The sequence below is a fragment of the Brevibacterium sp. 91QC2O2 genome (assembly GCF_024580695.1).
GTDB classification, from domain to species: domain Bacteria; phylum Actinomycetota; class Actinomycetes; order Actinomycetales; family Brevibacteriaceae; genus Brevibacterium; species Brevibacterium moorei.
This window is the reverse complement of the sequence record NZ_JANIJY010000003.1, coordinates 171,023-194,715: the sequence shown is the minus strand read 5'-3', so window position 1 is coordinate 194,715 and position 23,693 is coordinate 171,023. Positions and strand designations below refer to the sequence as shown.

19 protein-coding genes are annotated in these 23,693 nt (G+C 67.0%); 14 read left to right on the top strand and 5 right to left on the bottom strand.

The features are described from left to right. Positions 1-13 precede the first annotated feature (13 nt). Positions 14-991, top strand: a complete 978-nt coding sequence (galE, locus tag NQ036_RS04360; protein WP_257046936.1) for a UDP-glucose 4-epimerase GalE — start codon at positions 14-16, stop codon at positions 989-991. Here galE and NQ036_RS04355 read toward each other — a convergent pair. From NQ036_RS04355 to NQ036_RS04340, 4 genes are all read right to left on the bottom strand, one after another. Next, on the bottom strand, positions 982-2,451 hold the full coding sequence (locus tag NQ036_RS04355) for an alpha-2,8-polysialyltransferase family protein (protein WP_257046937.1): 1,470 nt from the start codon (positions 2,449-2,451) through the stop codon (positions 982-984). The genes galE and NQ036_RS04355 overlap by 10 nt on opposite strands. Further along, complete coding sequence (locus tag NQ036_RS04350) at positions 2,448-3,566, bottom strand: glycosyltransferase family 2 protein (RefSeq protein WP_257046938.1); 1,119 nt, start codon at positions 3,564-3,566, stop codon at positions 2,448-2,450. The genes NQ036_RS04355 and NQ036_RS04350 overlap by 4 nt, the downstream gene beginning before the upstream one ends. A gap of 4 nt (positions 3,567-3,570) precedes the next feature. Next, positions 3,571-4,485: an N-acetylneuraminate synthase family protein gene (locus NQ036_RS04345; RefSeq protein WP_257057239.1), complete on the bottom strand. Its 915-nt coding sequence runs from the start codon at positions 4,483-4,485 to the stop codon at positions 3,571-3,573. 80 nt (positions 4,486-4,565) lie between these two features. Further along, positions 4,566-5,942, bottom strand: a complete 1,377-nt coding sequence (locus NQ036_RS04340) for a cytidylyltransferase domain-containing protein (protein ID WP_373456776.1) — start codon at positions 5,940-5,942, stop codon at positions 4,566-4,568. A gap of 440 nt (positions 5,943-6,382) precedes the next feature. Here NQ036_RS04340 and NQ036_RS04335 point away from each other — a divergent pair, with 440 nt between their 5' ends. Next, positions 6,383-6,736, top strand: coding sequence for a hypothetical protein (locus tag NQ036_RS04335; RefSeq protein ID WP_257057237.1), 354 nt, complete (start codon positions 6,383-6,385; stop codon positions 6,734-6,736). A gap of 105 nt (positions 6,737-6,841) precedes the next feature. Continuing rightward, positions 6,842-7,288: a hypothetical protein gene (locus NQ036_RS04330; protein WP_257046941.1), complete on the top strand. Its 447-nt coding sequence runs from the start codon at positions 6,842-6,844 to the stop codon at positions 7,286-7,288. Positions 7,289-7,380: 92 nt separating this feature from the next. On the opposite strand, the gene NQ036_RS04325 is transcribed toward NQ036_RS04330, so the two are convergent. After that, on the bottom strand, positions 7,381-9,174 hold the full coding sequence (locus NQ036_RS04325; protein WP_257057235.1) for a phospholipid carrier-dependent glycosyltransferase: 1,794 nt from the start codon (positions 9,172-9,174) through the stop codon (positions 7,381-7,383). Between the two features lie 50 nt (positions 9,175-9,224). On the opposite strand from NQ036_RS04325, the gene rsmI reads away from it, so the two are divergent. The 11 genes from rsmI to guaB all read left to right on the top strand — a co-directional run bounded on the left by rsmI (position 9,225) and on the right by guaB (position 23,583). After that, positions 9,225-10,103, top strand: a complete 879-nt coding sequence (gene rsmI / locus NQ036_RS04320) for a 16S rRNA (cytidine(1402)-2'-O)-methyltransferase (protein WP_257057233.1) — start codon at positions 9,225-9,227, stop codon at positions 10,101-10,103. 86 nt (positions 10,104-10,189) lie between these two features. Next, positions 10,190-11,812 carry a methionine--tRNA ligase gene (gene metG / locus NQ036_RS04315; RefSeq protein ID WP_257057231.1) on the top strand — a complete coding sequence of 541 codons (1,623 nt, stop codon included), beginning with the start codon at positions 10,190-10,192 and terminating at the stop codon, positions 11,810-11,812. A 6-nt stretch (positions 11,813-11,818) separates the two neighbouring features. Next, positions 11,819-12,880, top strand: coding sequence for a TatD family hydrolase (locus tag NQ036_RS04310; protein WP_257057229.1), 1,062 nt, complete (start codon positions 11,819-11,821; stop codon positions 12,878-12,880). Between the two features lie 296 nt (positions 12,881-13,176). Then, positions 13,177-13,470 (top strand): co-chaperone GroES, encoded by a 294-nt coding sequence (gene groES, locus NQ036_RS04305; protein WP_257046946.1) that lies wholly within the window; start codon positions 13,177-13,179, stop codon positions 13,468-13,470. A gap of 61 nt (positions 13,471-13,531) precedes the next feature. Next, positions 13,532-15,124 carry a chaperonin GroEL gene (groL, locus tag NQ036_RS04300; RefSeq protein WP_257057227.1) on the top strand — a complete coding sequence of 531 codons (1,593 nt, stop codon included), beginning with the start codon at positions 13,532-13,534 and terminating at the stop codon, positions 15,122-15,124. A gap of 122 nt (positions 15,125-15,246) precedes the next feature. Continuing rightward, the gene (locus tag NQ036_RS04295; RefSeq protein WP_257046948.1) at positions 15,247-16,647 is read left to right on the top strand and encodes a diaminopimelate decarboxylase; all 1,401 of its coding nucleotides are present in this window, start codon (positions 15,247-15,249) and stop codon (positions 16,645-16,647) included. A 96-nt stretch (positions 16,648-16,743) separates the two neighbouring features. Then, positions 16,744-17,628: a lytic transglycosylase domain-containing protein gene (locus NQ036_RS04290; RefSeq protein ID WP_257057226.1), complete on the top strand. Its 885-nt coding sequence runs from the start codon at positions 16,744-16,746 to the stop codon at positions 17,626-17,628. Between the two features lie 227 nt (positions 17,629-17,855). Then, positions 17,856-19,256 carry a glutamate decarboxylase gene (locus NQ036_RS04285; protein WP_257046953.1) on the top strand — a complete coding sequence of 467 codons (1,401 nt, stop codon included), beginning with the start codon at positions 17,856-17,858 and terminating at the stop codon, positions 19,254-19,256. Beyond that, positions 19,256-20,860, top strand: coding sequence for an amino acid permease (locus tag NQ036_RS04280; RefSeq protein ID WP_257046954.1), 1,605 nt, complete (start codon positions 19,256-19,258; stop codon positions 20,858-20,860). The genes NQ036_RS04285 and NQ036_RS04280 overlap by 1 nt, the downstream gene beginning before the upstream one ends. A gap of 47 nt (positions 20,861-20,907) precedes the next feature. After that, a complete protein-coding gene (locus NQ036_RS04275) occupies positions 20,908-21,885 on the top strand; it encodes a pseudouridine synthase (RefSeq protein WP_257046955.1) in 978 nt (325 codons plus the stop codon). Between the two features lie 177 nt (positions 21,886-22,062). Further along, positions 22,063-23,583, top strand: coding sequence for an IMP dehydrogenase (gene guaB / locus NQ036_RS04270; RefSeq protein WP_257046956.1), 1,521 nt, complete (start codon positions 22,063-22,065; stop codon positions 23,581-23,583). Positions 23,584-23,693 lie beyond the last annotated feature (110 nt).

Here is a 23,693-nt window from a genome sequence, read left to right as displayed (position 1 = left end):
TGGAGGGGGACTTGTGACTGTCTTGGTGACCGGTGGTGCCGGCTATATCGGATCGCATGTCGTGCGGCTGTTGGAACAGCGCGGCGACGATGTGGTGATCGTGGACAATATGTCAAATGGCATCGCCTCCCGGATCGGCGAGCTGCCGCTGGAGCAGATCGACCTGTCCCACGCCGATGCCACCGATCGCCTGGTCGAGGTCATCGAACGCTACGGCGTCGACTCCGTCGTCCACTTCGCCGCGAAGAAACAGGTCGGGGAAAGTGTTCAGCGGCCCCTGTGGTACTACCAGCAGAACGTCACCGGCCTGGCCAACCTGCTGGCCGCCCTGGAGCGCACCGGCGTGGACCGCCTCGTGTTCAGCTCGTCGGCGGCGGTCTACGGGATGCCCGACCGGCTGATGGTCGAAGAGGACATCGACTGCCGCCCGATCAACCCCTACGGGCAGACGAAGCTGATCGGCGAATGGATGATCGACGATGTGATGGCGGCGACCGGGCTCAACGCGATCAAGCTGCGGTACTTCAACGTCGCCGGCACCGGCTGGAACGACCTGGCCGATACTGCGGTGATGAACCTGTTCCCGATCGTGTTGGACCGTGAGGCCCGGGACCTGGCCCCGGTGATCTTCGGTGATGACTACGACACCGATGACGGCACCTGTATCCGTGACTATGTGCATGTCAAGGACCTGGCACTGGCACACGTGTACGCCCTGGATGCTTTGGCGGCGGGCCGGCCGCGGGTCTCGACGTTCAACGTGGGCACGGGGCAGGGTGCCAGTGTGCGCGAGGTCATCGATGCGCTCTCCGATGCGCTGGGTCGGCCGTTGACTCCGGAGATCGGTGATCGTCGGGCGGGGGACCCGCCGCGGTTGATCGCCGATGTCACGGCAATCTCCACCGAACTGGGGTGGAAGGCCGAGTACGGGTTGGCCGATATCGCGAAGTCCGCGGTCGCCGCGGCCGCCTGGCGCGCAGCTCAAGACTGAACTCCCCGGGTACGTCGTAGCCGTCGCACCCGCCGGACGATGCGCCCGGAGAATCGCCCGGCCCTGCGCCGCAGCTTTCGGATCAGCACCGAGGACCCCGAGGCTTCCGGCTGTGGTTTCGGGGGTAGCCGGCCGGGCAGGTCGAGCTTGGTCAGCCGGCGTCGTTTGAAGTACCGGGCGTGTGCCGGATACGCGTCGGCTAAGAGTGAGGCCGCCTCCTCACGCAGTCCGGGCAGGATCTGTGGCTGCATGCAGTAGGCAACGGCGTGAACCAGCCGCTGGAGCCCGGGCACCTGCTCGGCCGCGCGGGCCCGGCCGGCGGGGGCCTCGGCCACAGCCGCCAGATCCGAGGTCGGGGACGGTTCGCCGCCCGGCCCGCCCTGTGCCCATAGGAAGTCGCAGATTGTCACGGGTATCCGATTGCTGTTCTCGTAGGGTGTGAAGCGCTCCAGCGCCAATTCGGTGCCCACAGCGTAGGCCCGCACCCCGTAGAGCCCGGAGGCGGTGGCCAGGGCGGTGGAGAAACAGCCGACGATCAGGTCGGGGCACAGCCGGTGGATGCACAGCTCGACAGGCACCTGGGCGGGCAGGACCTCCAACTGGACGCCCAGTGCAGTGGCCTGTTCGTGCAGCAGCGCCGTCACCATGGCCCCGGCGGCCGGATGCGGTTTGAACAGGATGCGAGCGGCCCCGGAACCCACCGCAGTGGCCTCGTCCACCGCGGTGCGCAGCATCGAGGCATAGAGTCCCTGTTCCTCCTCTGTCGTGAGCAGGTCGATGTCCGCCAGGTACTGGCCCACGATGATGGCAGTGGGCCCGGTGTGCTCTGTGTGCGCGGTGGTGTCCGCGGCGAAGGCGGCGAGTGCAGGATCGGCCGCGCGACTCATGAGCTCGAAGGTCGCCCGCAGCGCGGCCGCGGGCACGCGCAGGACCGGCACCCGGTACTCGGCCAGCAGGACGGGGTCGAGGCCCGGTACCAGCTCGGCGATGATGAGCCCGGCCAAGCGCTGGGACAGCTGGACCGGCAGCACATTGCGGGTGGGCCCATAGCTCATCAGGCCGTCGGCGTGGACGAACACGGCCGAGGTGCCGAAGACCTCGGCCAGGGCCGTCGCCGGTGGGCTCTGGATCGATTCGACGTACAGTTCCAGGTCCGCGGTTCCCAGATTCCATTCGCGGCGCAGCAGGCGTTCGAGGAGCGGGAGATCGTCCGCGCGCGGGCGCCAGGTGGCCGGATGGTTGGGCCAGATCAGTCGGTTGAACTCGATGACCCGGTCGAAGACCGGAGTCAGAGTCTGGCCGATCGGGGATGAGTGGAACGGTGCGCCGAAGTCGTTGATCACCCGGTTGTCGCTGATCAGCAGGATCCGTTCGTCCGCCGGACCGATCAGTCCGGCGGACAGTGCTGCGTGCAGATTGGCCAGCTGGAACAGGCTGGAGACCTCGAAGATCTGTTTCATGCTGCCTTTCGGTGGTACTCGGAGGAGGCTCCGGCATCCTTATTTCTGTCGATGCTCTGGCGCTCCCCGGCCACTCGGGTCAACACGGGTGCCAGGCGTCTGGACCGCTGGGAACCCAGCCCGGAGGCGAGCCGGTCCAACTCGGCCGGGCGCAGAGCGGTCAGCGCCCCCGCGGTGCGTTCGACCAGGGTGGTGCGCAGATGCGCGGGCAGGTCGTCGCGTTTCAAGTGGATGTCGACCAGCGCCAGCAGATTGTGCCCCGCTTTGAGGGCGAAACGGTCCAGATCCGGGTCCGCCCGACAGCGTTCGATGATCCCCAGGCAACTGGGCACGATGTCCATCTGCCTTTCGTCATAGGTCGCAGTCAGGGACGTGGACACCTTTCTGCGGTATACCGGCGCGTGCGAGTCGACCACTGCGAAGCGCAGATCTGCCAGGAACAACCGCCAGTTCCACTCCCTGTCCTCCGCTGTGCGCAGGGACTCATCGAAGTACAGGACACCGGGGCATCCGGCGGCCGCCTGCTCGGCGTGTTCGGCCAATTCCCGTCGGTAGAGACCGGCCAGCGTGCTTGGGAAATCCACCATCGTGGCTTGGAATCCCACCGGTGAGTCGATGAAATCCCGGGTGGCCAGGGCTTTCCCGCGCAGCGCCACCGGGGCCCGCCACAGCCTGCGCGCCTTGCCTGCCGCGCGGACCAGGTCAGTGCGCACGAAATCCACATCCAACTCTTCGAGGACATCGACCATATGGGCCAGGTAGCCGCCGGCGAACCAGTCATCGGCATCCAAAAAGGTCACGAACCGCCCGGTCGCCTCGCGCAGCCCCAGATTCCGCGCCGCCGACACCCCGCGCGCGGCAGGCACGCGGGTGAGCACAGCGGTGGGGAACGGGGCCAGGGCCGCGGCTGCGACCTCGGCAGTGCGATCCTGTGATCCATCGTCGATGACCACCGGCTGCACCAGGGCGGGATCGATGCCCTGCCAGGCCAGGCAGCCCAGTGCATCGCCCAGGTAGTCCTGGGCGTTGTGCGCGGGGATGACGACGCTGACCAGGGGAGTGCCGACCAGGGGAGTGCCGACCGGAGGAGTACTGACAGGGGAAGTCGAGCCCACCGGCTTACTTCTTCACGCGCAGGGACTCGATCTTCGACTCCTCGCCCGGCATCACGCGCTTGACGCCGTCGCCCAGGGCGATGGAGACCCGGCGGATGTCCTCGGCCAGGCGGATGAACTCATCGGGCTCCATCGAGGCGGACTGGTCGGAGCCCCACATCTCATTGCTCAGCGTGATGTGGCGCTCCACCGTCACCGCGCCCAGAGCCACTGCCGCGACCGAGATCGCCGTGCCCGTCTCGTGGCCCGAATAGCCCACCGGCACGCCGTAGCGCTCCCGCAGTGCCGGAATCGCCAGCAGGTTGACCTCCTCGGCCGGCAGCGGATAGGTCGAGGTCGCGTGCATGAGCACCAGATTGTCCGTGCCCACCGTCTCAACCGCCCGGTCGATCAGCTCGAAGTCCGACATGCCGGTGGACATGAGGATCGGCTTGCCGGTAGCGCGGATCGCCCGCAGCAGCTCGAGATCCGTGATCGAGGCGCTCGCGATCTTGTAGACGACCGCGTCGAACTTCTGCAGGAAGGCCACGGAATCCGTGTCCCAGGGGCTGGCGAACCACTGCAAACCCAGCTGCTTGGCGTACTCGTCGATCTGCGCGTACTCGGCCTCCTCGAACTCCACCCGGTACTTGTACTCCAGGTAGGTCATTTCGCCCCACGGAGTGGATTTGGGCTTGGACTTCTGGGCCTCGGGCACCGCCATGTCCGGATTGCGCTTCTGGAACTTCACGGCCTGCGCGCCGGCTGCTGCGGCGACGTCCATCATCCGCTTGGCCAGTTCGACGTCCCCGTTGTGGTTGATGCCGATCTCGCCGATCAGGTAGACCGGCTGGCCCGGGCCGATGAAGTGTTCGCCGACCTGGATGCCGGGGTTGGTCGTGTTGGGGCGGGCGATGGTGGTGTTCTCGATGATCGTCATGATCGTTTCTCCTGTGTTCGTCTGGGTTGTCTGGGGCGTCTGGAAAGTCTGATTCGGGTCCGTCTGCACAGCGGGGTGGGTCATCCGGCCACGCTGTGCAGGCGGGGCTCGGGCGGGGCCTCGGGCAAGGCCGCGGATGTCACCGCGGGCGGAGCCTCGGGTTGGACCGCGATCGGTGCTGGTTGGCCGACCGCCAGATCGCACAGTTCCCGGACGGCCCCGTGCCCGCCCCGGTTCTTCAACTTCAGCCGGGCGGCGGTGAGCACCGAGGGGTGGGCGTCGGCCACGGCAATCGGCCAGCCCACCTGGTTGAAGGCGGGCAGATCGTTGACGTCGTTGCCGATGTAGGCGACGCGTGCCGGGTTCAGGTTCCGATCCGCCATCCACGTCCGCAGTGCGGCAGCCTTGTCGTCCACCCCCTGCATGACCTCGACGCGCAGCTTCTCGGCCCTGGCGCCGACCACCGGATTGCGTTCCTTGGACAGGATGAGGAACGGCAGGCCCGCGGCTCGGGCCGCCGCGATCCCCAAGCCGTCCCCGCGGTGGACCCGCACATGTTCACGGCCCGACTCGTCGACGAAGGCCGAGTCGTCCGTGTGGACCCCGTCGAAGTCCGTGACGATAGCGTCGACGTCCAGTGCCGAGGCCGGTGTGCGGGTCTGCGCCGCGATCCGCAGGGCGGTCAGGTCGGCCAGGGTGTCGATCTCGCGGGCGTCCTCCGGGGGCACCTCCTGGATCGCGATCCGGCCGAAGAACCTGTGGCCGTGTTCGCGCAGGCCCGTGGTGCGCATGACGTAGAAGGCGCCGGTCTCATTGAAGTGCTTCTTCCGGTCCTGCCGGCGTGGGCGGAACGATGCCTCGTGGCCGACGGGAATCGCCGTGGGAGGTGTCTGGGCGTGGGCCGGGGTCTGGGCAGGCTTCAGGGTCCACAGGAAGCTGTGGTCCTCGGTCGCGGAGAACACGCAGTCAGCCTCGTCGGCGAGCACTCGGCCGATCGCCTGGTCGATGTCATCGGGGTTGATGAAGGGGGAGGTGCACTGGATGAACACGGTGATGGCCGGGTCCCCCTCGTGCTGTGGGCGCAGCCGGTCCAGTGTGTACAGCAGTGCGGATTCACTGCTGGCGGTATCGCTTGAGATATCGGCGGGGCGCCGGACCACGGAGGCGCCGTGGGCCAGGGCCTCGTCCGCGATCTGGTCGTGATCGGTCGATACGATCACCTGGTCGATCAGCCGGGAGCCGCGCGCCGCGTCGACTGCTCTGCCCACCAGCGTGACGCCGGAGATCTTCTGCAGGTTCTTCAGCGGGATGCCCTTGGAGCCGCCCCTGGCCGGGATGATCGCAACGGTGTGCGGCCTCGGCGTCGGAGCGGTGGAACCGCGTGTTGCAGGGGATGCCGCGACGGGCGGTTGAGATGCCGCGCGGGCGATGTCTGGGGTATCGATTGACTCATTCACAGGGCGCCATCGTAGGCCGGGGACCGTGAACCGAAGGTGAACGTGCGGCCACATTGATGTGCAGCCTGGGTGAAGCCTCCGCATTTTCTACTTTCAGTCCTATAGCACCGCTGAATCCGGGGGTGCTATAGGACTGAAAGTAGAAAATGCAACAGACCCTTATATGCAGGTAAGTGGCGTGTCTACCGTGTCATGCATTTGTGTGCCATGATCTATGCATGTATAACGTTGTAACGCATCAAACGCTTATAAACTCTGGTATTGGCAAGGCGGTAATAGCCTCATGTCTTCGGTGTTGTCTCCAAACTCTCAGCCGTGGGATCTACCTCATCGTGCGGGTCTGCCGGTGCTCCGCACACGCTGCCCTTAGCCGGTGGATCGACTGTCCTGAGTTGCTCGAACCGCCTGACACCGGAACTCCGGGAAGGTCCGAGGTGTCGATGTTCCGCCGTAGGATCGCAATCCACCTGGGTCACATCCGAGCGTATGGTCTGGCGCCCGGACAGTTCATCAGCCACCAATCCGCCGCAGCGGCCCAGGGGATCCCGCTGTTCGTAACTGAGTTCCCCCGTATCTCCATCTCCGACCCTGACCGGTCGTCGCAGACCACGGCCGTCATCCGGCGGCACCGTCGCACAGTGCCAGTGGAACATCTGTCCGGTTCTGCCTCGGCACTTCCCGGCGTCCTCATGACCAGTCCGATCTGGACCGTGGCGGATATCCTCCGCGACAAGGACGAGATGCACGGTTTCATCGCCGCGGACGCCTTCGTCGGTGGGGTGGTCGACATGTAGGACGTCCGCCTCAACGCCTACCCCGATCGATTCAGGTTCTGGCGCCCACCGTTCGATGCAGGCCGCGGAACGGAGCGGGGAATCCAGGCTGCCGACGCCCAGACCATGGAAGCTCTGAGCAGGCGCAGGCAGATCCTCGGCGCAGTGCTCGACGAATTGGAGAAACTCAACTCCCGCAAGGGGATGCGCCGGGCCAGGCGCCTGACGTCGTGGACCACGGGGTTGTCCGAATCCCCTTTGGAAAGCCTGACGCTATTGGCCCTCAAGCACCTGGGCATCACCGATGTCTACCAGCAGGTGGTCTTCATTTCCCGCGACGGGCGCTTCCAGGACCGGGTTGACTTCTTCATTCCACACCTCAACCTCATCGTCGAAGCGGACGGTTGGTCGAAGTACTCGGGCCCAGACGACATCAAACGGGAGAAACGGCGCGAGGAACGGCTGCGGGCCCATCACAACCTCATCCGGGTCGAATGGCGCGATGTCATTCCCGGGCCCTCCGGCTATGGCATGGTCCGCAAGGCCAGGGAAGTCGGAATCCACCTGGGGTAGGGGCGGCCCGCTGCATTTTCTAGTTCCAGTCCTATAGCACCTACGGATTCAGCGGTGTTATAGGACTGGAACTAGAAAATGCGGAAGGCGGGCTAAATCCAGCTGGCGTTGAACATGCGGTGGCGCCAGTCCTCGTAGGGGATGGTCTCGCCGGTGTACACGGGGTAGAAGAAGGCGAAGGCCAGGACCGCCAGGGCCACGATCAGCCCCACCGCCATCCTGCGCCAGAACAGGGCGCGAGGGCTGACCGCGAACCGGGCCCCACTGCCCAGACTGCTACCGCTGAAACCGCTGCCGAAGCCCCTGCGGCCTGTGCTCACACGGTCCGCATCGCCCCAGATCACGCCCAGCAGGTAGACCACCGCCAGGACCACGAAGGGGACCATGACGATCGTGTAGAAGGTGAAGATCGTCCTGTGCTGGTAGGTGAACCACGGGCCCCAGGCCGCCAGCAGGCCCGCCAGGATCGCCCCAGTGCGCCAATCACGCCGGACGATCCAGACGAAGAGCATGCCCAGCACGGCAATGGGCGCCGGGCCCCAGATGACGGGATTGCCCACTGAGGTGATCGCCGCCGAACAATGGTCGACCGCACACCCGGCTTCACCCAGTTCGGGGGACTTGTAGTAGAAGGAGGTGGGCCGCCATTGCACGATCCAACCCCAGGGATTGGACATATAGGGGTGTTCGGAATCCAACCCGACGTGGAACTTGTAGGCGGTGTAGTGGTAGTGCGCCAGGCTGACCAACCAGTCCGGCAACCCGGACCACCAGCCGGAGTTCTGTTCCGCCCAGTCGCGGCCGTAACCGCCGGAGGTGAAGATCCAGCCCGACCAGCACAGCACGTAGACGATCAACGCCACGGGCACCAGTGACACGAACGCCGGAATCGCGTCCTTGAAGAACCAACCGCGCCACCTGCCCAGCAGGCCGGCGCGCCGTCTGCGCCCCAGATCCCACAGCACCGTGAGGATGCCGAAGACGGCCAGCACATAGATGCCCGACCACTTCACTCCCATCGCACACCCCAGGCTCAGTCCGGCGGCGATCCGCCACGGCCGCCACCCTAGACCGGGTCCGCTGCCCAGGTCCTGCGGTCCGGGCAGGAAGGCCGTGCGATACAGGCCCGAGGCCAGGGCCCGGAACCTGCTCACGGCACCCGGCCGGGCCCCCGGGTCGGCCGGCTCCAGGCCCAGCCTGCGCGCCAGGGTCAGATCCGCCCATTCCTTGTCGATGAGCAGGAAGGCGAAGCCCAGCAGGACGAAGAACATGACGAACAGGTCCAGCAGACTGGTGCGCGAATGGACGAAGTGCTCGCCGTCGACGGCCAACAGCAGGCCCGCCAGGGATCCCAGCCACACGGACTTGAACAGGCGGATCGCCAGGCGCGCCAGGATGAAGATCGACAGGGCGCCGAAGAAGGCCGCGGCGAAGCGCCAGCCGAAGGACGACTGCACACCGAAGATCTGCTCGCCGGCGCCGATCAGCCATTTGCCCAGGGGCGGGTGGACCACGTATTCGCCGGTGTCCAGGATGCCCGAGGGGTCGCCCTGGTTGAAGGCGTCATTGGCCTCCTTCGTCCAATTGCGCTCATAACCAGACTGCCACAGGGCGTAGCCGTCCTTGACATAGTAGGTCTCGTCGAACACCAGGGAATGGGGGAAGCCCAGCCGGTACAGGCGCAGAGCCCCGCCCAGGACGGTCAGCATCACGGGGATGAACCAGGCGTAGAACGCCACGCCCGGCTTGAGCAGCGCAGCGTGGAGTCTGGCCGCAACCCCGCTGGAACCACCGCGTGAACCGCCGGCTCTCGGGCCGCCGGACTCGGTTGCGGCGGACTGGGCGCCGGGTGCGTGCTGGGTCTGCTGTTCGCTCAGGTCGGACACCTCGCCAGTCTACGGGTCGCGCGGCGGCACGGGCGTGGGAGGATGGGTTCATGAGTTCCTCCGCAGCCTTCGAACCGGATTCGCCCAGCTCTGCAGCACCTCGTGCCGCACTTGTCCTGGTCGGCACCCCGATCGGCAATCTGGCCGATGCCTCCCCGCGGATGCGAGCTGAGATCGAGGGCGCGGATCTGATCGCAGCCGAGGACACCCGCCGGTTCCTGGGCCTGGCCCAGCGCCTGGGCCTGGCCCACACCAAGAACGTGGTCAGCGTTTTCGACCACAATGAACAGACCAAGGCCGTGGACGTGGTGGCGGCGATCCAGCACGGCAAACGCGTGGTGCTGCTGACCGATGCGGGAATGCCCGCGGTCTCCGACCCCGGCTACCACGTCGTCAAGGCGGTCGCGGGCGCCGGACTGCCGGTAACCTCGGCGCCGGGGCCGTCGGCGGTCTTCACGGCCCTGGCCCTGTCCGGCCTGCCCAGCGACCGCTTCACCTTCGAGGGTTTCGTGCCGCGCAAGTCCGGGGAGCGCTCGCGGCTGTTCGCCGAACTCGCCCATGAGCGGCGCACGATGGTGTTCTTCGAAAGCCCGCACCGGATCGCAGCGACCCTCGACGACCTGGCGCAGGCGTTCGGTCCGGAGCGGGCCATGACGATCAGCCGGGAGCTGACGAAGACCTACGAGGAAGTGCTGCGCGGGACGATCGCCGATCTGGCCGCCGAGGCCGCAGACGGTCTGCGCGGCGAACTCACCCTGGTCGTGACCGGCTTCGTGGGGCGGACCTCGGCGCCGGAGGACCATGTGGCGGCCGTGGCCGAGCTGGTCGAGGCCGGACTGCGCGCCAAGGACGCGGCGGCCCGCATCGCCAAGGACGCCGGCCTGAAGACCCGCGAGGTCTACGAGGCCTACTTGGCTGACAAAGCATGAGGACAGGGCGCGGGCCTCGGACAACCGGCGGGCTGCGCCCGCCCGGCCGCGCGAACCGGCAGGCGGCCGCGAAGTAGACTTTCCCCATGAGCTTCTACATCACCACCGCCATCGCCTATCCCAATGGCACCCCGCACATCGGCCATGCCTACGAATACGTCGCGGCCGACACGATCGCCCGGTTCCACCGGCTCGACGGTGAGGATGTCTTCTTCATGACGGGCACGGACGAACACGGCCTGAAGATGCAACAGACCGCGCAGAAGCAGGGCGTGACGGCGATGGAACTGGCCACCGCCAACGCCGCGGCCTTCCGCACCCTGCAGGACACCCTGGGCTCCAGCTACAACCGCTTCATCCGCACCACCGACGCCGACCACGTGGCCAGCTGCCAGGCGATCTGGCAGCGGATGGAGGAAAACGGCGACATCTACCTCGACAGCTACGCCGGCTGGTACTCGGTGCGCGATGAGGCCTATTACAACGAGGACGAAACCGAAGTCCGCGAGGACGGTCAGCGCTACGCCACCGCCACCGGCACCGAGGTGACCTGGACGGAGGAGGAATCCTACTTCTTCCGCCTGTCGGCATACCAGGACAAACTGCTGGCGCTCTATGCGGAACACCCCGAGTTCGTCGGCCCCGATGTGCGCCGCAACGAGGTCGCCTCCTTCGTCTCGGGCGGCCTGAACGACCTGTCGATCTCGCGCACCACCTTCGACTGGGGCATCCCCGTGCCCGGCGATGAGAAGCACGTGATGTACGTGTGGGTCGACGCCCTGACGAACTACCTGACCGGCGTGGGCTACCCGAACGTCGACGGCGAGGCCTTCAAGAAGTTCTGGCCGGCCGACGTCCACATCATCGGCAAGGACATCGTGCGCTTCCACGCCGTGTACTGGCCGGCCTTCCTGATGAGCGCCGGGATCGAACTGCCCAAGCGCGTCCATGCCCACGGCTTCCTGTTCAACAAGGGCGAGAAGATGTCGAAGTCGATCGGCAACGTCGTCGACCCCTACGATCTGGTCGACTCCTTCGGCCTGGACGCCATGCGCTTCTTCCTGCTGCGCGAGATCTCCTACGGCAACGACGGCTCCTACTCCGCCGAATCGATCATCGGGCGCAAGAACTCGGACCTGGCCAATGAGTACGGCAACCTGGCCCAACGCTCGCTGTCCATGGTGAATAAGAACCTGGGCGGCATCGTGCCGGATATCGCCGAAGCGGACTTCACCGAGGCGGACCGGGCGCTGCTCGACCAGGCCGCCGCCGCGCACGAGGCCGCCCGCGGCTTCGTCGCAACCCAGGAGCTCAACCGCTATGTCGAGGTCCTGTGGAAGGTGCTCGAGGAGGCCAACCGCTACTTCAGCGCGCAGGAGCCCTGGAAGTTCAAGAAGACCGATCCGGCCCGGATGGCCACGGTCCTCTACACCACGATCGAGGTCGTGCGGCAGGTCTCCATCCTGGTCCAGCCGGTGATGCCGGAGTCCGCGGGCAAGGTCCTGGACCTGCTGGGCGTGCCCGCCGTCGGTTCGGCCGGTGGCCGCGATGACAACGAGGCCACCCATGTGCGCAGCTTCGCCGCACTGGCCACGCCGCTGGCCGCGGGCGTCGAACTGCCCAAGCCCACGGGCGTGTTCCCGCGCTACGAGGCGCCCAAGGACGACGCCGCGGCCGGTTCGGCCGGCGGTCAGAAGCAGGGGGCCTGAGCCGCGGTGGCATCACGAGGCGCCGGCGTCTACCCGCCGATTCCCGTCCCCCTGGCAGCTCCCGCAGTCGACACGCACACCCACCTGGATCTGGGCCTGGGGGTGCGCGGGCCGATCAAGGCCGGGGAGCCGGCCCCCGAGGTCGATCCGGCCGATGACGGCGCCGAGGGCCCCGGGCAGGAGGGCACGGGCTTCCCGCAGCTGAGCTTCTTCCACGACGCCGCGCAGACGGCGGGGATCACGCGGATCGTGCAGATCGGCTGTGAGATGTCATCGGCCCGCTTCACCGCTGACCTGGTGGCCAGGGTCGCTGCGGGCGATGAGCCGGGGGTGCGCCCGGACTGGATGCTCGGCGGGGTGGCGATCCACCCGAACGAGGCCCCGCGCCTGGCCGCGGTCGGGCTGCTCGACGACTCGCTGGCGGAGATCGAGGCGCTGCTGGCCTCGCACCCGCGGATGCGCGTGGTGGGGGAGACCGGCATGGACTTCTTCCAGACGGAGGATGCGGCCGGCCGGCGGATCCAGGAGGAGTCCTTCCGCGCCCACATCGAGATCGCCAAGCGCCTGGGTCTGGCCCTGCAGATCCACGACCGGAACTCCCATGCGGACGTGCTGCGGATACTGGCCGATGCCGGGGCCCCGGACGTGACGATCTTCCACTGCTTCTCCGGCGACGAGGCGATGGCCAGGGAGTGCGCGCGGCGCGGCTACCTCATGTCGTTCTCTGGCAACATCACGTTCAAGAACGCACACGATTTGCGGGCGGCTGCGGCCGCCGTGCCCGATGAGCTGCTGCTGACCGAGACCGACGCGCCATTCCTCACCCCGCATCCGCACCGCGGCAAGCCGGGCGGTTCGTACCTGGTCCCCTTGACGGTGCGCAAGCTGGCCGAGGTCCGGTTGGGCGCGGAGTTCCCGCCGCCGGCGCGCAAGCCGGCGCGCAAGCCGGCGCAGCCCGGTCAACCCGGTCCTACCGCGACCCCGGAGAACGTGGCCAAGGAGGCCGAGGTGGCGAACCTGGTGACCGCCAACGCCGAACGCGCCCTGGGTGGCTGGGCCCTGGCCTGAGAGTCGGCTGCCCGTCAGCTGTGGGCGCAAGACGAATCGTGTCGAGATCTGGCACTCGAGTTGCATGAGTGCCAAGTCAGTCATAAAGTCGGAGTTAGCACACGAGCTCCGTGAGTGCTAAGTGGGATTCCACAGCACATCGGACCCGTCGGCACCCGCACAATCGCACCGTTCGGCACCCGCGACGACGAACGGACCCGCGGCGCGGAGGCCTCGGCGTCCGACTCCGGGTCCCGCGTCGAACCACGGCCGCCCAGGCGGCCCACCACCTTATGAACATGAAGGAGTGTCCGAACATGTCGGTTAACATCAAGCCGCTCGAGGATCGGATCGTCATCCGCCAGCTCGAGGCCGAGCAGACCACAGCCTCCGGTCTGGTCATCCCCGACACCGCCAAGGAAAAGCCCCAGGAGGGCGAGGTCGTGGCAGTGGGCCCCGGCCGCGTCGCCGACAATGGCAACCGCATCGCCCTGGACGTCGCCGAGGGCGACAAGGTCATCTACTCGAAGTACGGCGGCACCGAGGTCAAGTTCGGTGGCGAGGAGTACCTGGTGCTCTCGGCCCGCGATGTGCTCGCGGTCATCGGCTGAGCCCGCTTCCACTGACCTACGTTTAACGACGTAAACGACAAGCAGAAGAGGAAGTTAGGCAATGCCGAAGACTCTGCAGTTTGACGACGCAGCCCGCGCCGCACTGGAACGGGGCGTCGATGTCCTGGCGAACACCGTCAAGGTCACGCTGGGCCCCAAGGGCCGCAACGTCGTCCTGGACAAGGCGTGGGGCGCACCCACGATCACCAACGACGGTGTGACCATCGCCCGCGAGGTCGAACTGGACGACCCGTACGAGAACCTGGGCGCGCAGCTGGCCAAGGAAGTCGCCACCAAGACCAATGATGTCGCAGGCGACGGCACCACGACGGCCACCGTGCTGGCCCAGGCACTGGTCCACGAGGGCCTGCGCAACGTCACCGCAGGCGGCGCACCCGGCCAGCTCAAGGCCGGGATCGAGAAGGCCGTGGACGCGGTCGAGGCCCGCCTGCGCGAGAACGCCCGGGACGTCAACGGCTCGCAGGAGATCGCCCACGTGGCGGCCCTGTCCGCCCAGTCGGCCGAAATCGGCGAACTCATCGCCAAGGCCTTCGACGTCGTCGGCAAGGACGGCGTCATCACGATCGACGAGTCCCAGGCCTCGACGACCGAACTCGAAGTCACCGAGGGCATGCAGTTCGACAAGGGCTACCTGTCGCCGTACTTCGTGACCGACGCCGACCGCCAGGAAGCAGTCCTGAGCGATCCGCTGATCCTGATCAACCAGGGCAAGATCTCCAACATCCAGGAGCTGCTGCCCGTCCTGGAGAAGGTCCAGCAGGCCGGCAAGCCGCTGCTGATCATCGCCGAGGACGTCGAGGGTGAGGCCCTGTCGACCCTGGTGGTCAACAAGATCCGCGGCATCCTCAATGTCGCAGCCGTCAAGGCACCGGGCTTCGGCGACCGCCGCAAGGCGATCCTGGAGGACCTGGCCGTCCTGACCGGTGGCGAGGTCATCACCGCGGATATGGGCATGAAGCTCGATCAGGTGACGGTCGACCAGCTGGGCACCGCCCGCACCGTGACGATCACGAAGGACAACACCACCGTCGTCGACGGCGCCGGTGACGAGTCCGCAGTGGCCGGCCGGGTGGCGCAGATCCGCGCCGAGGTCGAGAACACCGACTCCGAATGGGACAAGGAGAAGCTCCAGGAGCGCCTGGCCAAGCTCTCCGGCGGTGTCGCCGTCATCAAGGTCGGCGCCGCGACCGAGGTCGAGCTCAAGGAACGCAAGCACCGTGTGGAGGACGCAGTGTCCGCCACCCGCGCTGCGATCGAAGAGGGCATCGTGGCAGGCGGCGGTTCCGCTCTGGTGCAGGCCGCACAGGTTCTGGCCGGTGACGACCTGGGCCTGACCGGCGACGCTGCGACAGGTGTCGACATCGTCCGCCGCGCCGTGGTCCAGCCGCTGCGCCAGATCGCGGCCAACGCCGGACAGGACGGTTCGGTCGTCGTGTCCAAGGTCGCCGAACTCGACCTGGGACAGGGCTACAACGCCGCTACCGACACCTATGGCGATCTGATCGCCCAGGGCATCATCGACCCGGTGAAGGTGACGCGTTCGGCTCTGCGCAACGCGTCCTCGATCGCGGCCCTGGTGCTGACGACCGAGACGCTGGTCGTGGAGAAGAAGGAGGAAGAGGACGACAAGTGAGTCGTAGCCTCTGAACCCCGTTCGGCCGTTCGCGGCCTCGGCGTATATCATGTGAGCGTCACGAAAGGTCTGGTGAACAGACCTTCATATACGCTCGCACACCTCCGGGGGAATCACCTGATATGGCCACGGCACTTCACGCACGCAATGCGGCGATCAAATCGTTGGCGGACAACTCGATGCTCGGCCAGGACCAGCAGCTGGCCGGCATTCTCAATCTGGATGTGATCGAGGCCAGGATCGCCGATCTGAACAATGCGTTCGCAGGCGTTGACTCCGCTCTGCACACCGTGGCGTGCAAGGCCGTGACCATCATCCCCGTGCTGCGCTTCCTGGCCGAGCGGGGGATGGGCTGCGAGGTCGCGAGCCCCGGCGAATTCGCCATGGCCAAGGCCGCCGGTTTCGCCCCGGAGAAGATCGTGGTGGACTCCCCGGCGAAGACCCGGGCGGAACTGCGCGAGGCCCTGGAATTGGGCGCCTCGCTCAACATCGACTCGTACCAGGAAATGGGCCGGGTCGCGGCTCTGCGCGATGAACTGGCCGAATCCGGGGTGGGGCCGACGACCAGCCACATCGGCGTGCGCGTCAACCCCGTGGTGGGGGCCGGGTCGATCGGCCAGATGTCCACGGCGACGACCACCACGAAGTTCGGCATCGCCCTGTACGACGAGGACTCGCGCGAGCGGCTGGTCGCGGCGATCGTGGCGCGCCCGTGGATCCGACAGCTGCACGTGCACACCGGCTCCCAGGGCATCCCGCTGGAACTGGCAGCCGCCGGAATCAAGACCGTGGTGGGCCTGGCGAACGAGATCAACACCCGCGCCGGCCGGGATCAGATCGAACGCCTCGACGTGGGTGGTGGCCTGAGCGTGAACTTCACCTCCGAGGACGTGCTGCCGACCTTCCACGACTACGCCGACGTGCTCAAGCGCGAGGTCCCAGAACTGTTCAACGGCGACTTCCAGATCGTCACCGAGTTCGGCAGGTCCGTCCTGGCCAAGGCCGGCGATATCGCCACGCTCATCGAATACACCAAGGACGTGGGCCCGCGCCGCTTCGCGATCGGCCACGCCGGCGCCCAGACCGCGACCCGGACCGTGTTCGTGCCCGAGCACTGGCCGCTGCGCATCAGCGCCTATACGGCAGACGGATCGCCCAGCCAGGCGCCGCACACCGTGCAGGATCTGGCCGGCCCCTGTTGCTTCACCGGGGACATGATCGGCCGCGACTACGACGTGCCGGAATTCGCCCCCGGTGACATCGCGGTGGTCCACGACACCGGCGCTTACTACTTCTCCACGCCGTTCGCCTACAACGCGCTGCCGCGCCCGGCCGTCTACGCCTACCGCACCCGCCCAGTAGCCGCGGGAGTTGCAGGAGTCGCAGAGGCCTCGGCGCAGGGAGCCGAGGCCGCGGCAGCCGGAGCGGGCGAGGAGTTGGAGGTCGAGTGGACCCTGGTGCGCGCCCAGCAGACCCTGGCCGAACTCCTAGCCGAAGCCGGCGAGGACGTCACCCTCTCCTAACCCGCCCCCACCCACCCGCCCCGTTGGCCGGTGGGGAAGCGGTGGGCGGTTAGGATGGGTAGGTAAACCTGTGAAATCGAGTGGGTGGGGTGGGCTGTGGTCTGGACACGGGGCAGGATCGCGGTGGGCATCATCGCCTTCGCCTGCGTCGGCGGTCTGATCGCGGTCTTCACCCTCATCGTGCTCCCCATGCAGCGCACCACAGCGGCCCAGTCGCAGCCCGCTGCCGCCGAGGGGCGGGCGAACGGTGCTGCGGCTTCGGACGCCGAGGCCCCGGCGCCGGGCGCCGCAGGCTCGGGGGAGGACGGCTCCGGTACCACCGCGCGGGACTCCTCCGGCACGGCCGCGGGCGTTCGGGCCAAGCAGAACGCGGCTGCGGACGTGGCCAGTGACCTGGTGCCGATCGGGGCGGAGTCGATAAACGCCTCCTGGTTGAGCCGCCAGGCCGGAGTGACCGGAATCCCGCACCGGGTGCTGCTGGGCTATGTGACCGCGGCGAACTGGATCGATCAGCGCTCGGCCGGGTGCAATCTGGACTGGTCGACCCTGGCCGGCATCGGCTATGTCGAATCCCACCACGGCACCATCTACTCCGGTCAGGTCGAAGCCGACGGGGTGACCAGACCCAAGATCGTCGGCGTGCAGCTCGACGGGGTGAAGACCGCGCACATCGCAGACAGCGACGGTGGCGAATACGACGGCGACGCCCGCTACGACCGGGCTGTGGGCCCCATGCAGTTCATCCCCGGGACCTGGAGGAAATCGGCCGTGGACGGCAATGGCGACGGTAAGAAGGACCCGCAGAACATCGACGATGCGGCCTTCACCGCGGCGCAGTACCTGTGCGCCGGTGGGAAGAACCTGGCGGCAGGGGCGGCTTGGCGCCAGGCGATCCTGAGCTACAACAATTCGCCGGAGTACGTCGCGCAGGTGTCCAGCGCCGCCCAGACGATCGCGACGAACTCCCGCGCCGCCGGCTGATCCTGCGCTGATCCGGCCCTCATTTCCGGAACCCCGCGCGCATGCAATCCGCCCGGCCACTGGGCCGGAATCGGGCCGGTGAGGACATCGTTGTGAGGCGCCCGGCGGAGTTGTATAGTGAAAACGGAAGTCGAAATCACAGTCAGCAGCCACATCCGAGGACGCGACAGAGTATCCCCTCACCGGTTTTCCTCCCCGTCCGGGTGCGAGCACGGAAAGGGAGCACCATGGCACAGTCGCCCAATATCAACGACCGCCTCGCCAGCCAGACGGACGTCGAGCTCAACCCGATGTTCACCCGCCCGGGGGAGGCCACCTCACTGCCCCGCAATCGGGTGCCGGAGGGTGAGTCCCTGCCGGAGACGGCATATCAAATCGTCCACGACGAATCCATGCTCGATGGCAACGCCCGGCTGAACCTGGCCACGTTCGTCGGCACCTGGATGGACGACTACGCTAGGCGGATCTACGAGGAATCCGCCGACAAGAACATGATCGACAAGGACGAGTATCCGGCGACCGCGGATATCGAGACCCGGTGCTGGCGGATGATCGCGGCGCTGTGGAACGCACCTGATCCCGACAATACGATCGGGACATCCACCATCGGATCGTCGGAGGCCTGCATGCTCGGCGGGCTGGCGCTGAAACGCCGTTGGCAGCACAGGCGCAAGCAGGAGGGCAAGCCCACGACCTCACCGAACATCGTGCTGTCCTCGGCAGTCCAGGTGTGCTGGGAGAAGTTCTGCAACTACTTCGACGTCGAGCCGCGGTATGTTCCGATCAGCGAAGAGCATAAGGTTCTCGACGGCCACGATCTGGACTCCTACGTCGACGAGAACACGATCGGGGTCGTGGCGATCATGGGCGTGACCTACACCGGGATGTACGAACCGGTCAAGGACATCGCCGCCGCCCTGGACCGGATCGAAGAGGCCCGCGGGCTGGACATCCGGATCCATGTCGATGCAGCTTCCGGCGGCATGATCGCCCCGTTCCTGCAGCCGGACCTCGAATGGGACTTCCGACTGGAGCGGGTGGCCTCGATCAACGTCTCCGGTCACAAGTACGGACTCGTCTACCCCGGCCTGGGCTGGGTCGTCTGGCGCGAGCTGGAGGACCTGCCGGAGGATTTGATCTTCCGGGTCAGCTATCTGGGCGGGGACATGCCGACCTTCGCGCTGAACTTCTCCCGCCCCGGCGCCCAGGTGCTGCTGCAGTACTATCTGTTCCTGCGGCTGGGGATCGACGGCTACACGCGGGTGGGACAGGCCACGATCGACGTCGCCCGCTACATTGCGGGTGAAGTCGCCAAAATGCCACAGTTCTCCCTGTGGAACGCCGCCGAGGACATCCCCGTGTTCGCCTGGCGGATGAACCCCGAACACAAAGCGGACTGGGACCTCTACGATCTCTCCGAAAGGCTGCGGATGAAGGGCTGGCTGGTCCCCGCCTATCCGATGCCGGACGACCTGAGCGATCTGACGGTGCAGCGGGTCGTGGTCCGCAACGGCCTCAGCCGTGATCTTGCGGGGTTCCTGGTCAAGGACATCCAGCGCGAGGCCGGATACCTCGACAAGTTCGGCGGCAGTCATGCGCGCAGCCGGAGCGCGGGATTCCACCACTGATGTCCGCGTCTCAGAATCCCCAGCCCACCGGCCCGAAGCCCGCCGGTTCCCAACCTTCGGCCGCGCCTCGCCGTGCCGACGGAACGGTCGCCCCGTCGCCCGAACACGTCCGCCCACACCCGTTCCCGGCCTCGCACGCCGGGCCCGCAGTCGGCGCCCCGGCCACCAGTGCGACCAAGTTCCTCAGTGTCTTCCAGCTGGCGATCATGACGGTCGTGACCGTCGCCAGCCTGCGCAGCCTGCCTGCCATGGCCGGATACGGGCTGGCCTCGGTGGCGTTGTTCGTCATCCCCGCCATCCTGTTCCTGGTGCCCACGGCGCTGGTCGCCGCGGAACTGGCCACCGGATGGAAGGGAGGCGTGTTCGTCTGGATCCGCGAGGCCTTCGGCGATCGCTGGGGCTTCGAGGCAATCTGGCTGCAGTGGATCCAGAACGTCGTCTGGTATCCCACCCAGATCGCCTTCATCGCCGCCAGCCTGTCCTTCGTTGTCGGACACACCGGCCTGGCGGATTCGGGCCTGTTCACCGCGATCGTGATCCTCGTCCTCTACTGGGGTTCGACCCTGATCACCCTGCGCGGCGGGAAGCTGTTCGCCAATGTGGGCACGTGGAGCGGCCTGTTCGGCACGATCCTGCCCGGCATCCTGCTGATCGTCTTCGGTGTGATCTGGCTGGGGTCGGGACAGTCCTCGCAGACCTCGCTGGAACCCACGGCGCTGATCCCGCCGCATACGGGACTGTCCGCGATCGTGTTGATCGTGTCCAATGTGCTCGCCTATGCGGGCATGGAGGTCAACGCAGTGCACGCGAACGATCTGCGCAATCCCGGCAAGGGTTACCCGCGCTCAATCCTCATCGCCTCGGTGTTGATCCTGGCGGTGTTCATCCTGCCGGTGCTGGCGATCGCCGTGGCCGTACCCAAGGCCCAACTGGGGCTGACCAATGGCATCAACCTGGCGTTCCAGACTTTCTTCGACGCCTGGCACATGGGCTGGGGCACTCCGGTGATATCGGCGCTGATCGCTCTGGGTGCCTTCGCCTCGGTCGTCACCTGGATCGCGGGCCCCTCGCGCGGCTTGTTGGCGGCGGCCCGCAACGGACTGCTTCCGCCGGCGCTGCAGAAGCGGAACAAGGCCGGGGTCCAGTCCGGGATCCTGACCGTGCAGGGCATCATCGTCACGATCCTCGCGGCGCTGTTCATCGTCATTCCCAATGTGAATACGGCGTTCATCGCGCTCGTGGACATGGCCGCCGCCCTCTACCTGATCATGTACATGCTCATGTTCGCAGCGGCGATCAGGTTGCGCCGAACCCGGCCGGATGTGGAGCGTACGTACCGTGTGCGCGGGATGGACGTCATCGCCGGCGTCGGATTCGTCGCCTGCCTCGCGGCCTTCGTGCTCAGCTTCATCGCGCCATCGGGATTCACCGCGATGCCGGCGGGCATATACCCGGTTGTGGTGGGAATCGTCGTGGTGGTGCTGGCGGCACCCCCGCTGCTCTTCTACCACTTCCGCAAACCCGGCTGGGACAAGCGGACCCCCGAGGAGATCGCCGAGGCCGAGAAGTCGATCCTGGTCAATCCGCCGGACGACGCCGGCTGAGCCGCGGCTGATCACCCGGCCGGTCGGGGCTGATAGGCTGGCGCCTCGTGAAATCACCCCTGCCCCCGCGCGAGGGCATCAGCGCCAACCGGCTGCGCGCACCCGGCGGCCTGCAGACACACGCCGGCGCACATCTGCCGGTGCCCGCGACCGTGGACCAGTGGCTGGCCGGGCTCTTCCCCGCCGCCGCACCCTCCGAACTAACAGCCCTGCTCGACCCAGCTGCCGGCGATATGCGCGATGAGTCCGGCGCCCCGGTCGAAGCCGGGGACCCGCCGCACCCCGGCGGCTTCTACTTCTTCCACCGGCCCGTCCCGCCCGAAGCCCGGATTCCCTTCGAAGTGACCACCGTCTACGAGGACGCGGACCTGCTGGTCGTCGACAAGCCCCATTTCCTGGCCTCGACGCCCAATGGCCGTTTCGTGCGCGAATGCGTGGTCACCCGGGCACGCGTCGAACGCGATGAGCCGGACTTGGTGGCCATCCACCGGCTGGACCGGGTGACCGCCGGCCTGCTCGTTCTCTCCCGCCGCCCGCAGACCCGGGGCGCCTACCAGAGCCTGTTCCAGGCCCGCCGCGTGCACAAGCAGTACCTGGCCCTGGCCCGCCTGCCCCGCGGTTTCGACCCGGAGACCTTCGCCGGGGGATTCCCACTGGAGCGCCACAGCCGGCTGGACAAGGAGCCGGGCACCAGGCAGATGCTCGAGGTGCCAGGGCCCGCGAACGCGCATACGACGCTGGAGTTCGTCCGGGAGGTCGCCTCTGCCCAGGGGGAGGCCCGCACCGGCCTGTTCCGACTGCATCCGCATACGGGCCGGACCCACCAGCTGCGCGTGCACATGAACGCCCTGGGCCTGCCGATCCTGGGCGACCCCGTCTACCCACGGGATCTGGCGCCGGACCCCTACGACTTCTCCAGCCCCCTGCAGCTGCTGGCCCACCGCCTCGCCTTCACTGATCCGCTGACCGGCCGGGAGCGGGCGTTCGAATCGAGGCTGACGCTTCGCGGGACGTCACCGGCGTGAGACTCGACACGTTCGGCTGGATTCGGCTGCCCGGCGCCACCGGGCGGGGAATATGATTGACGAAATCAAAGTTTGAACTGCACATCTTCTGGCCCGGAGCCGGCGAACCAGCCGGTGGCCCGGCCCGGAGGGTAGGGACAGACGACGAACGACCTACCAATCTTTGAGAGGGCACCCATGGGCAGCGGCAATTCCGCAGTAGACAACGATCCATTCGCACTGACAGGTCTGACGTACGACGACGTCCTGCTGCTGCCCGGCGACACGGACGTCATCCCGTCCGAGGCCTCGACCCGGACGCGCCTGACCCGTGAACTCGACATCAACATCCCCCTGGTATCGGCTGCGATGGACACCGTGACGGAATCCCGCATGGCGATCGCGATGGCCCGCATCGGCGGCATCGGCATCATCCACCGCAACCTGAGCAAGGAGGACCAGGCGGCCCAGGTCGACTACGTCAAGCGCAGTGAATCGGGGATGATCTCCGATCCGGTGACGATCACGGCGGATAAGACACTGGCCGAACTGGACGAGGTCTGCGCGCAGTACCGCATCTCCGGCCTGCCCGTGGTCGACGAGTCCGGCGTCCTGGTGGGCATCGTGACCAACCGCGATCTGCGCTTCGTATCGCATTCGAAGTACGAGACAACCACGGTCGCCCAGATCATGACCAAGTCGCCGCTGATCACTGCTCAGGTCGGCGTTGCGCCCAATGACGCCTACGCCCTGCTGGCCGAACACAAGATCGAGAAGCTGCCGCTGGTCGATGAGCACAATGTGCTCCAGGGCCTCATCACGGTCAAGGACTTCGTCAAGACCGAGGAATACCCCGATGCCTGCCGCGACGGCGAGGGACGGCTGCTGGTGGGCGCCGCGATCGGCTTCTACGGTGACTCCTATGAGCGCGCCGGCCTGCTGGCCGACGCCGGTGTGGACGTGCTGGTCGTGGACACCGCCAACGGCCACGCCCGCGGCGTGACCGACATGATCAAGCGCCTCAAGTCGGACAAGGCCTTTGCCGGGGTGCAGATCATCGGCGGCAACGTCGCCACGCGTGAGGGTGCGCAGGCGCTCATCGACGCGGGTGCGGACGCCATCAAGGTGGGCGTGGGCCCGGGCTCCATCTGCACGACCCGGATCGTCGCCGGCGTCGGCGTTCCCCAGGTCACGGCGGTCCACCTGGCCTATCAGGCGGCCAAGGCGGCCGGCGTTCCGGTCATCGCCGATGGCGGCCTGCAGTACTCCGGCGATATCGGCAAGGCCCTGGTCGCCGGTGCAGAATCGGTCATGCTGGGGTCCCTGTTCGCCGGCACTCGTGAGGCCCCCGGCGAACTCATCCTGGTCAACGGCAAGCAGTACAAGTCCTACCGCGGCATGGGGTCGCTGGGTGCTATGGCCCCGCGCAAGGGCAAGTCGTACTCTAAGGACCGCTACTTCCAGGCCGATGTCGCCACCGATACGGAACTCATCCCGGAGGGCATCGAGGGCCGCGTGGCCTACCGCGGGCAGCTCAAGAACGTCGCCTACCAGCTGACCGGCGGCCTGCGCCAGACCATGTTCTACGTGGGCGCGCGCACGATCCCGGAGCTGCGGGCAAACGGCCGTTTCGTCCGCCTGACCACGGCGGGTCTGAAGGAAAGCCACCCGCACGACATCCAGATGACGGTCGAGGCGCCGAACTACCACTCGCACTGAGTCCCATCGTCTGAGTCGCGGTGCCGCGTGGCCGGGACCCGCCATGGACCCATCCAGGGGTCCGGCGGGTTCCGGCCACGCGGCGTTTTCGCAGATGGGCGGGCAAAGGG